The organism is Pseudoalteromonas sp. TAB23, assembly GCF_000498075.1.
GTDB classification, from domain to species: Bacteria; Pseudomonadota; Gammaproteobacteria; order Enterobacterales; family Alteromonadaceae; genus Pseudoalteromonas; species Pseudoalteromonas arctica.
The window spans coordinates 17,075-31,506 of sequence record NZ_AUTP01000271.1 but is presented as its reverse complement, the minus strand read 5'-3'; the positions used below and the strand labels follow the sequence as shown (position 1 = coordinate 31,506).

Sequence of the window (14,432 nt, the reverse complement as noted above, 5' to 3'; positions counted from 1 at the left end):
AAAAAAGTGTGCTTGGATACCATTCAGTTTCTGAGAATAGAAAGTCAGGGCCTTATCTACGGAGCAGTATTAAATACTAGACGCACAGGCAAGCTCACTGACTTCGATGTGATAAATGATAGCTAATCATTTATCAATGAGAGATACAAGGCGCACAGCTTGGTCGCGCGAAAAGCGTAGCTTTTAAATTGTAAGCCGGAATTTATCTCGCGCTTTTAATTTTAATTTGCAAATATCGCGTTGATGCTGACAACCAAAATATGAATTACTTACTCAAAATGCATGTATTTATTTTCTGAAATTTAAATAAATGCATCCATATTTGGTAGTTGTATTATTTGCTCACTCAGCTTATTTGCAGCTTTATTAATTATTTTTATGCACAAATCAATGTGTGCTAATTCAGCAGTAGACAAGTTATTTTTAACGGCAGAAACTTTAGCCGTATCAATTGCGGCTAATACAGAGTCAACGGTTTGACTCATAAGTAGTTGCATCCGTGGTAGTGAAATAGCAAATTCATTTTCAGAGCCTATATCAAGGGCTATCGCACCTATCTTCTGCGTATGCCCAATAAATACATCTAAGCTATTTTTTTTAATACCACTGCTCATCGCTCACCTCATCCTTGTTATTGTGGTGCGACTCGTCATCACTGACAAGGCTAAACGACAACCCTAAGTATTCCATCACTTTGAGTACATTAAAAAACTGCACATTCACATCACCTTTTTCTATTTTTATCAGCGTAGGCTTTGAAATATTAAGTGCTTGCGATACATCAACCAGCGTAAGCTTCATGCCTGTTCGCTTTGAAGTAATCGCTTTAGCGAGTCGCACCGACGAAAACGGCTTTGATAGATCAGGCATTTCAGTGCGTTTAACAACTCTTCCAAGTGTTTTTTTTGCTGGTAATTCACTCATTAAAGGTCAACTATAGTTTACTTATACAATTTATTTTAGGGTAGCCTACCCAAAAGTCAAATATAACTTACTTTTAAGTTTGAATGTATATTTACTGCCCATAAGTAAACCTTACCTTACTTATAGGCAGTAAAATAAAAACCGACCCCATAAGTAAAACATAAATCACTTATGGAAAGTTAATGACATTTTGAGCTTAATAGCCAAGCTAAACACCTGTAGGCGCTCAGCTTGCTCGCGCGAAAAGCGTAGCTTTTAAATTGCTTTACTATCGTTTAAGGCTCGCTGCACCACTTGATAACAAATAGCACGCTGCTGCTCTTGATTTAAGCTAACTTGTCGCATTGAAAGGATAGTTTTAACTATTTGTTTATGAGAAACGATTGGAAAGATTGGTCTCTGCTTTAGTTCCACAAACCAACCAGGAAAGCATAAAACAGGTAAAACCGGAGTATTAAAACCGGTTGATTCATAAAGCCATTTATTCACCCAATTAGCTTGATTTTGAGCTTGCTCTAACGGCTTGCTTTCAAACCAAGAGGGAAATGCTAAATGGTTATTTTCAAATTTAACTTTGTAATTTGTATCGTCTTTTATTCGTTTATGTCTGCCTTTGGTTTCAATAGCAAATATCCCATTTGGCCCAACAACCAAGTGATCGATATTAAAACCATCAGCTTGTATATCATGAAATACCTGATAACCGTGTGACTGTAATTCTATAAGCTCTGAAGCAACTGCTAATTCTGCATCACGTCCCAGTTTTAGTTTTATTAGGTCGTTAGATTTAACCCAAAGCTTTCGTGCCACATACGTTAGTCCCAATGTAATCACGATAATTAAAAAGTAATTGAGCTTACCGCTGGCAAACATTTCAGCAATCCCTTTGATAGCAAAAGGCATTGTGACTATCAAAGCAGACAAAAAGACTAAGCCTATTACATCTAAAATTTTATCATTAACTTGTTCATTAAGTGCCTGCGCTGCAACACGTTTAAGCTTTTTACGATCTACAGGTAGTTTTGCATTCTTCTGATGAAGCCATATTTTGATAAACAAAACACCTAATAGTGAATAAACACTACCAATAACAAATAAAAGGCTTAAACCTTGGTTTAATAAATCATCCATGATGAGTTCCTATAATCACAATGTTTACTTTATACCTTAAAAACAGGTACATGTCGCATTATTCAAACTCACGCTACAAAGCTCACCGAAATACCTGTAGGCGCCCAGCTTGCTCGCGCGAAAAGTCGTAGGCGGGAGTTTACCTCGCGCTTTTAGTTTGTAATTTAATATACAAATATCGCGTTGGCGATGGCAACCAAAGGGCGTATACCGCCGACCGCCCCTTGGAACCGCACGGCGCCTCGAGGATCACACTATCTCCTCAATTTAAATTAATGATATGAACGTAACCAGCGTAGATAGGCCATCCATGGCCAAGCTACGCTTTTAACAGCATCCATGCTGTTAATTACTCATCATTAATTTAATTTCGGGTGTGATCACGGGGGGATGCCTTAGCTGTCGCGTTTAAGCTAAATTTGTCGATGTACTTAGAGTTAGGTATATTAAATCTATACATTTTTGAGTTGTTTAGTCGCTAACGGTTCAGTAGCTACCTGCGTCGATAAACTATTATAAATTCGTTTAACCTCGCCTATAGGATCATGATAATTAAATACCCGCCCAGTAAAATGATTAGCAATGAGCGCCGATGCAATTAGCAGCACAAAAAATACAAACACCACGCGCAATTTTGTTTTAAACATCTTTATGGGCGCCCTTGCCACTGTGCTTCAAACAACTCTTTTTGCTTACCCCGATACTCGCTACACCATACAAAATCGACCGACTTCATCCCTTTCTTACGGCAACGTTTGGGCAATTTATAAAATTTTGACCAAGCATCAAGCTTAGCGGCATCTTTATAGCTATCGCTGTGCAAAGACATGTTTGATACTTTTTGATTGAGTAACCAATTTCTATTAGGCGTACGAGTTGGGGTAGAAGAAGTAGCCTGATAAGCGCTACCACTCTTTTTAGGCTTACTGCAGTGATTAGCAAGTAAGGTAAATAGCGCTTTATCGCGTGCAGTTAAACGCTCACCTTCTTTATTACTGTAGCCACTTCTAAATTGAGAGCGAATAGCTTCGCGCTGCTTTTTAATGCTATCGCATTGGGCTTGTGTGTAAGCCTCAGCAGCTTGAGGAAAAGTTGTAAATACGCTAATAAATACCAGTAAAATCCATTTAATCATTATTCATTCCCTGAATTAAAACTTTAAAATAGTGTACCTATAAATGTGAAAAAACACATCAACATTACTAATCCAAGGCAATAATTAAAGCTGTGGGTGGGAGTGCACCTTGTGTCTTGGTTTTTATAAAGCACCCGCGAGGTATAAAACCTCACCTACAATAATTAAACCACCGCACTCAACAAAAGCGTAGGTGCGATTTTACATCGCGCTTTCTCTTTAGTAACTAGCTCATTACTCCAATCAACGCTACAAAGCCCGCCTAAACACCTGTAGGCGCTCAGCTTGCTCGCGCGAAAAGCGAAGCTTTTAAAATAATTTACTTATATCGCGTTGGCGATGGCAACCAAGGGGCGGTTTTCTTCAAATAAGCTCTGCTGCTAATAATTCATCCCTGAAGTCGGGTTCCTGTCAGCATCCATGCTTCCACTTCCTCAAGCTGCAAAGCTACGCTTTGGTCATTCGTCACCTACGGCGCCCCGAGGATCACATTATTTCCTCAATTTAAATTAATGATATGAACGTAACCATCGTAGATAGGCCATCCTTGGCCAAGCTACGCTTTTAACAGCATCCATACTGTTAATTACTCATCATTCATTTAATTTCGGGTGTGATCACGGGGGGCCTTTCTTAGCAGCGTTCTTAAAATTGGCTGTAGGCGCCCAGCTTGCTCACGCGAAAAGCGTAGCTTTTAAAATAATTGACTTAATATCGCATTGACGATGGCAACCAAGGAGCGGATNCCGCCCCTTGGAACCCCACGGCGCCCCTCAATTTCACTTATCCTTAAACAAATAATTAATATGAACGTAAACGCGATGAACGCACATCCATGTGCAAGCATCGCTTTCCTCGAATCCATGCGAGGTAATTACTCATTAATTATGTGTTTGCAGGTGAAGTTGAAGGGGATAATTTCTTAGCATCATCATTTGATTACTCTCTCAGCTAATACTTAACTCACACGTTTGTAGTTAATTACTAGTAACTTAGTCGATTAATACTTGTAGCTGTACCGCATTTTAGTAAACTAACTACTCGCAAACAGGGAGTGGTTTTAATGCAGCAAATTGGTATTTACGAGCAGTTAATTACGCAAGTAATTAAGCAAAACTTAAATCGTGATCAATTTTATGTTGGTGAGCGCCAACTTGAAACGGCCGAAGCGGCAACATGGCTTTCACGTTTTTTAGGTAAGCTTGTTGAGCATGCCATAAATGCCATTCCTAACTCGAACGAGCGCCTACAAGAACAAATTAGCCTAGCTAATAGCCTTGTACTTTGGCTTAAAGATCATATTCGTGATGACGAGCTAATTAACGAAAATCTGATCGACAGCCAAGGCCGAATACTTACCGCGCTGTTTAATACCCAAAACCCTATTGCGGCCAACCTTAAAGATTACTCAAGCGATATATTCCCACTCACAGGGCTTACACAAAGCGAATTATTTAGCGGTGCTAATGCAGGTATATCGCTCGAAACCGAGCTAAAGCGCGAGATTAAATCGTCCGACACTATTTACTGGCTGGTCTCATTTATAAAATGGACAGGCCTGCGCATTTTTAAAAATGAGCTTGAAGCGTTTACCAAAAGCGGCAATAAACTCAAAGTTATTACTACTTCGTACATGGGCGCAACGGATGCTAAAGCCGTTGAGTTTTTAGCAAACCTACCAAATACCGAAGTAAAGCTAAGCTATAACAATCAGCAAGAACGCCTACATGCAAAGTCATACTTATTTATGCGCAATACGGGTTTTCACACAGGCTACATTGGATCGTCTAACTTATCGCATTCGGCGCTTACCAGCGGCCTTGAGTGGAACTTAAAAATTACCGCACAAGAAATCCCGCACATAATAGCTAAAACCAAAAGCACGTTTGAAACCTACTGGGAATCAAAAGACTTCGAGCTATTTACAGGCGCTGTTGAGTGTAAAGAAAAGCTCATCAATTCACTTAACGAGCAGCGCGGTGTTGGGCAATCAAGCAGCCAGTTTTATTTTGATATAGCACCAAAAACGCATCAGCTCGCTATTTTAGAAAAGCTAAGTGCTGAGCGCAGCGTACATAATCGTTATAAAAATTTAGTGGTTGCCGCAACCGGCACAGGTAAAACCATAATATCGGCGTTCGACTTTAAAACTGTTTACGATAAAAACCCAAACGCACACTTTTTGTTTATAGCCCACCGCGAAGAAATACTTAAACAAGCGCAAAGCGCTTACCGTGGAGTCCTTAAAAATAACGACTTTGGCGAGCTGTGGGTAGGTAACTACAAACCACAACGCTACAACCAATTATTTGCGTCAATCCAAACGCTGAACAGCCAAATTGAATCGCTCAATTTAACCAGCAATTACTACGACTACATAGTGATAGACGAAGTACATCACGTAAGCGCTGCCAGTTATCGCACCATTTTAAGTTACTTTACGCCCACAATATTACTTGGCCTCACCGCCACACCAGAGCGACAAGATGGCGCAAATATACTCGATGATTTTTGCGGCGTAATAGCCGCTGAAATTCGCTTACCAGAGGCAATAAATCAACGCCATTTATGCCCGTTTCAATACTTTGGACTAGATGACGACACCGACCTAAGCCAAATAACATGGCGTGGTGGCCGTTACGATATAAGCGAGCTAAGTAACCTTTATACAGGGGAGAACAGCCGCGCTAACAAAATTATGTCTAGCCTTGCTGATATAGTAACTAATGTAAACGCTATTAAAGCACTCGCGTTTTGTGTAGGCCAAAAACACGCAGAATTTATGGCTAAAAAGTTTAACTTAGCAGGCATAAACGCCGATGTACTCACCAGCAAAAACACCAATGAGCGCGCGGCTAAACAGCAAGCACTACGCCAAGGCGAAATACAAATACTTTGCGTGGTTGATATTTTTAACGAAGGGGTCGATATTCCAGAGGTCGATACTCTACTGTTTTTACGCCCAACTGAAAGCCTAACGCTGTTTTTGCAGCAACTAGGCCGTGGTTTGCGCCTGCCCGACAACAGCCAAAAGCAATGCTGTACCGTACTCGACTTTGTAGGTAATGCTCGCCCAGAGTACGACTTTGCCAGTAAATTCCGCGCGCTCATTGGTAAAAGTAATCAGCCAATAAAAACCGAGATTGAAAACAACTTCCCACATTTGCCGCTGGGCTGCCGTATAGAGCTACAAAAGCGCACACAACAAACAATATTAAAAAATATTCAGCAAGCTATAAACTCTAAACGCCGTTTACAGCAGCTTATAAATAGCTATTCGCAACACACTAATGACGCGCTTACGCTAAGTAACTTTTTACGTATAAACCCACAAGTCACGCTTGAAGATATATACAAACCAAAAGATAAAAAGCTCGGTGGCTGGCACTGGCTAAAAGGCGATGAAATACCAGCAAAACAAGCCGATATTTACGCCGCATATTACCGCGCCATAAACACCCAATTACTCGGCTGCGACTCGCTCAGTTACTTATGCTTTTTACGTGATTTATGTAATTACAACTTTAGCTTTTCGCCAACACCACAAAACCAACAGTACGCGCTTATGGCGCATTACAACTTTTGGTATGATACTGGAACACGTTTAGGGTTTGAATCGCTTGAGCAAAGCTTACAAGCACTTAAACACAAAGAGCTACAGCAGGAACTTGCTCAAGTAATTACACTATTAATAAACCGCATTCACCAGCAAGAAAGTGATTTAACATGCTTACCTAATCACGCAATAAAATTACACAGCCGCTATACTCATCAACAAATACTTGCAGCCTTTGGCGAGCACTCTTTTGATAAAAAATCATATTCAAAAGATGGAGTCATAGTTTTAAAGAAACAAAACCTTATTTTACTTTTAGTAACACTAAAAAAATGCGAAAAAACATATTCACCTACTACGCTCTATAAAGATTACGCAATTAGCCCAACCCTGTTTCATTGGCAAAGTCAAAATAACTCACGTCCAGAGAACGGCCGCGGCCTTAGTTATATTCAGCACCAACAAACAGGCAAAACCATCCTGTTATTTGTGCGCGAACAAGGCAAAGATGAAAACGGCAGAACTATGGGGTTTGTAAACTACGGCGAGGTTAAATATCAAAGCCACAATGGCAGCCANCCAGCCAATGAATATAACGTGGAAATTAACAAGCCCCATGCCAAGTAAAATGTGGCATGAGGCTGGGAAGTTAGCTGTTGGGTGATACTAATTGATAGATTCCAGCCTCTTATTCTTCATATTTATCGGCAAAGACTTTAAACCCGCCTGACTGTACTTATAATGAAAGTAATTCGCGACTTTACTCTCATGAGTTGACAACATAATTTGCAACTCATGAAATTCATATCGCATCATTTGAACAAAAGAAGCCATGTTTACTTCATCCATAGTTTGGACTGGGTCATCAATCATTAAAGTAGATAACTTGGAAGGGTAAACTTTATTCATAGCTAGCATAAACGAGATAACAACACCAGCGAGCTGCCCTGAGCTCATTGTATTCCATGCATCATGACTATCATTAGGTGTAGCGCTAAACTTCATAAAGCCTTTTTCGCTTCCCTTCGTGGGCGTAATTAAAAATATCCCACTTCCCTCTGGGCGAGACTGAAGTATTTTAGAGCTATAAACAAAAAGCGGTATTGCAATATGTTTTGCGACATCTTTTTCATAAGCTTTAATTTTAACTTTATAGACTTTACTAATTGCCGCTATTTCTTCTCGCTTCAAATTTAACTTTCGCACTTTTTCTTGTAGCTTGGATATCTTTAAAATTTTTGCTTTATAGGATAAAGAACTCTGCTGCAATATTAGCCGAGATAATAATGATAAGTCCCTACTAATATCACCCAAATCAACTGGTAGTTTTCCAGCTTCATTAAAGGCTAAGCCTAATGCTTGCAAATCTTTTACTAAGTCCGAATACTCTTTTAAAGGCTCTTCTGAAAGTAATTTTTTGTGGCTGTTAATAAAAGTAATGAGTTGCTCTTTGGTTTCATCATAATTTTGATTAACTACAAGTAGTTTGTTATCAATAAAATGTGTGCAATCGCCAATATTGGATTCAAGCCATGTTCTTATTTTAATCATGCTCTGGAAATCGGATTTCCCTAGATTTTTATGATTATCCACACTTATTAAATCAAAGTTTAAGTAATCTTGATACTTAGAGAGATAGTTTCGCATTTTGGTAATAGAAGGGACAATAAGCTCTGTTATTAAGTTTTCAGTTACTATCTTAAGAGACTTATCATTATCCCCTAACTGTTCTAAGAAAAACTCTGATTGTTTGTCATATTCATTAAGCAAATCTTCCCCTGTTGGTTTCATATCCCCACATAATGGGCAGGGTATGTTTTTATGCTCTTTAACTCCATCATAACCAATATGCTCTTTGTAATGAGATAATAGATTTTTTCGACTGTCATCGATTTTAATAAGTAAAGAGCTCAGCGAACTATTTACCTTAGATAAACTTAAAAATGAAGTTATATCAGTTATGAATCTATCATAGCTTGAAGGAAAATTTTCTTTGTAAATATTTAAAGTATCTTCGCTAAGGCTATTTGGCTTATCATCAAAAAATGTAATTAGCTCATTATAGATATCAGCTTTTTTCTTCGCCTTCCGCCAAATCAAGTTATGCTTATTTAGTTTTTTTGTTAGCCCTTCATAATTTTCAACTAAGCCAACTTTTAAATAATTCTCAAGTTGCTCAGTTCGCTCTGTTGTCATTTTATTCAACAAATAATTAAATTTTAGCTTTTTATAATCTGAGTTATTTTTTATGAGCCACTCAACACCTTCTAAGCTATATTTGTAAACTTCAAGCTGCTCAAGGGTACTAGATGATAAATCACTAAATAGAGCAATTTTCCCACTGCTAAGTATGCTTTCTGAACCTTCAGCTTCAGTAGTCGGCTTTGCTAACTGTATTAACTCTCCTTCTTCTTTTGTGATTAAGGGGGTGTAGTAATCATTTATTGTTTGCTTCAGCTTGGTAGAAAGTGCATCTAACTTATCTGCTTTATTTTTTTCTTCTATCGTACCAAATAGATAACTTATTTCTTGGTGGCGTTTACTTTCATCAAGTTTTAAGAAGTGACACGTCTCTTCTTGTTGGATGTAATTAAACAAAGTAAAAGTTTTATCTAGTTTTTCATTTTCTAATAAATTATTTAATCTGCCTTCATCCAGCTTATTTTTACTTAACTCACGAAAAACAGCTGCATCCTGCCACATCTCCGTTTCAAAACGCTCTATAGCATTTTGATATTTTGCTACCTTTCCTGCTTCGCCTGAGATATTCGCTGGTATATGAATACCGATAACTAATAAGGTTCTTGTGTCGTTTAAAAGCTCTAATTGAATAGTCGTTGGCTCAGCATTATCTCCCTTGAGAATATGATCCCCTTTGCTCTTTGTGTCAGTGTGCTTGACTCGGGATATTTTCCCCGTGAAACACAGCTCAATAGCATCAAATATTGTTGTCTTTCCAAAACCATTTGGACCATCAAAAAGAACTAAATCATTACCAGTGAAATCAAACTCAACCGATTCTTTAAAAGATTTAAAGTTCTCAATTCGCATCTTTCCTAGTTTAATCATTATTTTCATCTTCCTTAACAAGTTCAGTAAACCAGTCTTCAAGATCATTTATATCAAGATCTAGCAGCTTCTCACATTCAGCTAATTGCTCTTTAGACAACTTATTATCTATCTCCTGTTGCAAGACGTCCTGAACAGAAGGAGTAACTATTAAAGACAAAAAAGGAATTTTTTCATAAAGCTTTGCTACAAATAAGTATTCAATTTCTCTTTTAGATAACTTTGATGCTTTAGCGTTAGTAAATTCATTAAACCTTTCGATATCAGAAATTAGACTTTGAATATAAGCAATATGACTGCCTTTACTACTATTAAAATAACTTTCAATGATTGGAAGTTCTTCAACAGATGATAATAGAACTTGTTTCTTGAAAAAGTATGGATCTTCTTCAATCGAAATAGCATTTTTAATTGCATCGTTCTTTGTACTAGATTTATGAGTAGTAAAAATTATCAAAGTAGCATTTTTATCAAATGAGGATGAGATCTCTACTGCTGAATCTGTTATTTGCTCGAAGCTTTTAGAATGGTTTTTAATTAAAGAGAGTAACTTTATTTGAATATCATTCGTGACATGAGGCAAAAGTCTTTCTGGTAAATGAAGATAAATAAAGTAGTCGCCTTGTAATGTTTGACCAATATAGACTACTGCTGAAAAATCATGATCCTTTTCAATATATTTTACTTTTGCTAAGGAGAGATGAGACTCTATAAAAATCTGCTCTATTATACTATCCATTGATTTCCCCTAATGCTTTTCTACTATCCATAAAACTAATTTCTTTTTGTTGGGTAATTTTATCTGACTCTTTTAAATCTGAGCTCTGTTGCTCATAGCTTTTCACTTCAGTTATTTTTTCTATACCAGCTAAAATTTCATCATCTTTATCTGTTGAATTAACGACTATATAATCAACATTTGTGAAAATGTTAGATTGATTTCCTTGATTGTCGGCTAAACCTTTTTTTACTCTTTCAACTTCAATAAACTTACTCTCAGGATCAGCTTCATTAAAATTAATACAACTGGGTTGATACTCAAAAATATTATTTTTGCATTCTAAAGTTAACTTCCCTGACGGTTTTTCAACTTTTTTAATAAAGTTGAAAAAAACACTCTTAATTTTCTTTGGCTCTGATATTTCAGTATAATACTGATGTTCCGACGTTCCTTGAAAAATATGAGGGTATATGCGCCTCAAAAAACCCGCGCAGTCATTAGGAAAGTATTGTTGAATTACGTTTTTACGAACAGACTCTAACCTTACCGTATAATATTGGTATGTCTCATTATCAATAACTGAGTTTGCTAACAGCGTGTGAGTGTCTTCAATTTGTTCTTTATAAGCCTTTTCAAAGTTTTCACGACAAACTAAATTCCAATAAGCCTCATTTTGTACTCTAAAACTAGATTTTAACTCCCTAACAATTTCATTGAAATTAATGCTTGGTTTTGTACGTCGTAGATATTGAATGTCGTTATCGGCCTTATCTCTAATGTGCTGATGCCTTGTTACTAAGTTTTGATCAATCAAAGCACATAAAGCCGTTTTATATAATTTAATATTTTCTTCTAAACAAGCTTCTTTAGGATGAAATAATGCTAAAAGTTCCTTTATTAGGTTATCTAGCTCTAAATTAAGTGCATTATCAGATAGTGCAAGCTTGTAATCTTTAGAGTTATCAAAACTAAGAAAAACCTGTTGGCAAGAAAGGCTCATCTGCTGAGCTAGATTTGGAATTAGATGGCTTGGTATACCTGCAATATCGGTAATACTTTCCAGAGGTGGTTCAACTTCATCTGCAGTATGAAAATAGGTAGTTGAGATGCTAAATGCTTTTTGTGAAAGTGATTCAAAATCGGTAAAACATTTTGCAAGATTTCTGCGATATTCAATGTTGGCAGACTGAACATTAGATTTCCAATTACTATCTAATAAACCATTATCATTAACAAGCCTACAATTAATTATCTCCGTTTTAATCTTCTCTTTTTCAGCTGCAGTATCACCTTTTTTTTTGCTTTTAAATGTAAAGTATTTAAAGATATCAGTGTCTGAAAGTACACCATTCTTTCGATGTAAAATTGTTGCAATAGCCTCAACATGGTCTTTAAATTTATTTTCGCCTTTATGTTTAACTTGGTGAAGAGACAAATAATCCTCACCTCTTTTAATGGCAAAATCTTCAATCCATTCATACTCAATATGGTGCTCATCTAGGAAGGTATCGAAAGCAGGTAAATCAACTCCTACACGGCCTTCTTTAAGAATATTTATTAAACAAACATAGAGGCCTACTTTTCCTTGGTAGTTATAACCATTCCAAGAGGGTGTCGCATCGTGCAAAATGCTTTTAGATGATGCATTACTCATATTAAAGTTACTCGCTTATACAAACTAGATATAGTCAAAAATCTTTACTTCAGAAAGCCAATTTACCAACATACTCCAACTCCCCGTGATCACACCTGAAACTTAGTTAATGATGAGTAATTTACAGCATGGATGCTGTACAAAGCGTAGCTTGGCCATGGATGGCCTATCTACGCTGGTTACGTTCACATCATTCACGTAAGTTGAAGATAAAGTGTGATCCTCGGGTGCGCCGTGGGATTCCAAAGGGCGGTCGGCGGCAGCCNGCCGCCCTTTGGTTGCCATCGCCAACGCGATATAACCTCGAATAGAGGTTTTTAATCCCTTGAATACTAGGCAAAAAAAACTTATGAGCGCGATATAAAATCGCACCTACACATTAATTACACCGAAATTTAAAAGCTTCGCTTTTCGCGCGAGCAAGCTCTGCGCCTACAACCCAAAAGCGCGAGATATACTCACGCCTACAGCACGAACTACAAATTCTGTATTACACGTCATACCTTGGCTTTTCTTCCGCCACTAAATCAAACCCTGTACTTGATTGCTGATATTTAAAACTAGCCGCCTCTTCAAAATAACCTTTCTTTACCCATAACTTTGCACTGTTAGTCTGCGCAACCTGATATGCCCAATCACTAACCGAAAACGACTTATCTGAATCACAATTAAAGTAATCACTAAGTTCAGTTGTTAAATGCTGGCTATTAATCACTAAATTTTGTTCTTGCCAGCGTTCGCGGTGAAGTTGCGCAGCTAAAAAGTCACTTTTACTGTTATTACAGGTGCTATGTGCTGCCACAAAGTTATGACCTAAATCATTTGCGTAGCGAGCAAACGGTATAAAGTGATCAACCTCGGTTTTACTGTTCAATGGTTTTTCGCAATAAAAACAATTACCGTGCTGAAGCTCTATCAACACAGGCTTTGCCTTACTCAATGCATTGCGATCAAAGCCGAATAAAAAATCATGTAGTTGGCTTTGTGGGCCAATTAAGGCTTGGTTATGCTTAATACTTTGAATTTTTTGCAGCCATGCATTTTTTGCTAAATAAACAACTAGGTCGTAAAAACGCCTAAAGCAGCCTGCAATACCTTCATTTAAGGTAATGTATGATTGGCCTTTAATATGGGGATACAAGAAACACTCTTCTTTGCCATTTAATTTTTGTAATAACCAAAGCGGGCCGTCTTTAATGGTTTGTAATGTTGAGCTGCGTATATTTTTCCAACCGTGGCTCTTTTTTAATTGGCTAATTGAATTAATATTATTTAATTTTGCATCATGAAGCGTAGTTATAATTTTGGCTTGTTTATTAGAGTTGGTATTTTGTAAAAGTAGTTGCTCTCTATTATTACCAATTGCACCAAATGGCGATGCTTGGTGCCAATATAAAGTAATAAATTTATCGACTAATTCATCAAATTTTATTTGTAACTGTGCTTGTGGATCAGCGTGATGTTTTTCGATACTAATATCAGCCAGTGCATGTAAAAGTGCAAACTTATAAGTAGCACTAAAATCACCTTCAACTAATAAGCGCTGAATATAAGCAATAAAGTCGAGTTGTTGCTGCATTGCTCCAATCATAAAACGTGCACTACTTTAATAAGCGTATTTAGCCACACTTCACTTTCGCGCTCTGGGCGCTGATCAACACTTTGCCATTGTTTAATAGCTTTTAACTGCGTATTGCTAAGTAAATGCGTTAAAGAATTTTCGGTTAAATCGGTAAATTCACGACCATTATGCACACGCTCTGTATCGCCATATTTAAACGACACATATAAAACGCCATTCGGTTTAAGCGCACGTTGTAGGTTTAAAAACACCTGCGGTAACTCAGCTTTTGGAACGTGTAATAAACTAGCACAGCACCAAATACCGTCGTATTGATTTACACAATTTAGCTCTTGGAATGTTTTAACCGCTACAGGTTGTTGTAAGTAACTGCTTGCCAACTCTGCCAGCTCTGGGCTTGCATCAAACGCACTTACAGTAAAACCCTGCGCTTTAAAAAATGCGGCATCGCGCGCACTGCCACAACCGGCATCTAAAATACTCCCGTGTTGTACAACGTGCGGTAAAAACTCAGCATAAAGCGCCGACATATCAACGTTAAGTGTTGAGTCGCTAAAGGCTTTGGCATTTTGGTTGTAATAAGTAAGTGTGGTGTTTGACACGAGACTCACCGCTCCTTGGCTAATCGTTTAACAGCTAAGGCACTGTTAATACTGCATT

9 protein-coding genes and 1 pseudogene are annotated in these 14,432 nt (G+C 37.6%); 1 reads left to right on the top strand and 9 read right to left on the bottom strand.

Annotation, left to right across the window (positions count from 1 at the left end; genetic code table 11):
• Positions 1-302: 302 nt before the first annotated feature.
• The 4 genes from L654_RS1000000128335 to L654_RS0116385 form a co-directional block, all read right to left on the bottom strand.
• Positions 303-614 carry a hypothetical protein gene (locus tag L654_RS1000000128335; protein ID WP_024608473.1) on the bottom strand — a complete coding sequence of 104 codons (312 nt, stop codon included), beginning with the start codon at positions 612-614 and terminating at the stop codon, positions 303-305.
• The gene (locus L654_RS0116400) at positions 598-924 is read right to left on the bottom strand and encodes a helix-turn-helix transcriptional regulator (protein WP_029753647.1); all 327 of its coding nucleotides are present in this window, start codon (positions 922-924) and stop codon (positions 598-600) included. The genes L654_RS1000000128335 and L654_RS0116400 overlap by 17 nt, the downstream gene beginning before the upstream one ends.
• 255 nt (positions 925-1,179) lie before the next feature.
• Positions 1,180-2,055 (bottom strand): nuclease-related domain-containing protein, encoded by an 876-nt coding sequence (locus L654_RS0116395; protein ID WP_024608471.1) that lies wholly within the window; start codon positions 2,053-2,055, stop codon positions 1,180-1,182.
• Positions 2,056-2,704: 649 nt separating this feature from the next.
• Entirely contained in the window at positions 2,705-3,190 is a 486-nt protein-coding gene (locus tag L654_RS0116385) for a hypothetical protein (protein ID WP_024608469.1), read from the bottom strand.
• A gap of 1,063 nt (positions 3,191-4,253) precedes the next feature.
• Between L654_RS0116385 and L654_RS01000000126245 the strand changes: the two are divergent.
• A pseudogene (locus tag L654_RS01000000126245) lies at positions 4,254-7,410 on the top strand (DUF3427 domain-containing protein).
• 2 nt (positions 7,411-7,412) lie between these two features.
• Here L654_RS01000000126245 and L654_RS0116375 read toward each other — a convergent pair.
• From L654_RS0116375 to L654_RS0116355, 5 genes are all read right to left on the bottom strand, one after another.
• Positions 7,413-9,815, bottom strand: a complete 2,403-nt coding sequence (locus L654_RS0116375; RefSeq protein WP_024608468.1) for an AAA family ATPase — start codon at positions 9,813-9,815, stop codon at positions 7,413-7,415.
• A complete protein-coding gene (locus L654_RS0116370; protein WP_024608467.1) occupies positions 9,808-10,554 on the bottom strand; it encodes an ABC-three component system middle component 1 in 747 nt (248 codons plus the stop codon). Before L654_RS0116370 ends, L654_RS0116375 begins: the two co-directional genes overlap by 8 nt.
• Complete coding sequence (locus tag L654_RS0116365; RefSeq protein WP_024608466.1) at positions 10,547-12,190, bottom strand: ABC-three component system protein; 1,644 nt, start codon at positions 12,188-12,190, stop codon at positions 10,547-10,549. The genes L654_RS0116370 and L654_RS0116365 overlap by 8 nt, the downstream gene beginning before the upstream one ends.
• Before the next feature lie 490 nt (positions 12,191-12,680).
• Entirely contained in the window at positions 12,681-13,781 is a 1,101-nt protein-coding gene (locus L654_RS0116360) for an HNH endonuclease (RefSeq protein WP_024608465.1), read from the bottom strand.
• Positions 13,778-14,374 (bottom strand): class I SAM-dependent methyltransferase, encoded by a 597-nt coding sequence (locus L654_RS0116355; protein ID WP_024608464.1) that lies wholly within the window; start codon positions 14,372-14,374, stop codon positions 13,778-13,780. Before L654_RS0116355 ends, L654_RS0116360 begins: the two co-directional genes overlap by 4 nt.
• Between the last annotated feature and the right edge of the window lie 58 nt (positions 14,375-14,432).

Coding starts and splice junctions, on each gene's coding strand:
- L654_RS0116360 (WP_024608465.1), bottom strand. CDS start 13,781: ATGATTGGAGCAATGCAGCAACAACTCGACTTTATTGCTTATATTCAG.
- L654_RS0116370 (WP_024608467.1), bottom strand. CDS start 10,554: ATGGATAGTATAATAGAGCAGATTTTTATAGAGTCTCATCTCTCCTTA.
- L654_RS0116395 (WP_024608471.1), bottom strand. CDS start 2,055: ATGGATGATTTATTAAACCAAGGTTTAAGCCTTTTATTTGTTATTGGT.
- L654_RS1000000128335 (WP_024608473.1), bottom strand. CDS start 614: ATGAGCAGTGGTATTAAAAAAAATAGCTTAGATGTATTTATTGGGCAT.
- L654_RS0116400 (WP_029753647.1), bottom strand. CDS start 924: ATGAGTGAATTACCAGCAAAAAAAACACTTGGAAGAGTTGTTAAACGC.
- L654_RS0116375 (WP_024608468.1), bottom strand. CDS start 9,815: ATGATTAAACTAGGAAAGATGCGAATTGAGAACTTTAAATCTTTTAAA.
- L654_RS0116365 (WP_024608466.1), bottom strand. CDS start 12,190: ATGAGTAATGCATCATCTAAAAGCATTTTGCACGATGCGACACCCTCT.
- L654_RS0116385 (WP_024608469.1), bottom strand. CDS start 3,190: ATGATTAAATGGATTTTACTGGTATTTATTAGCGTATTTACAACTTTT.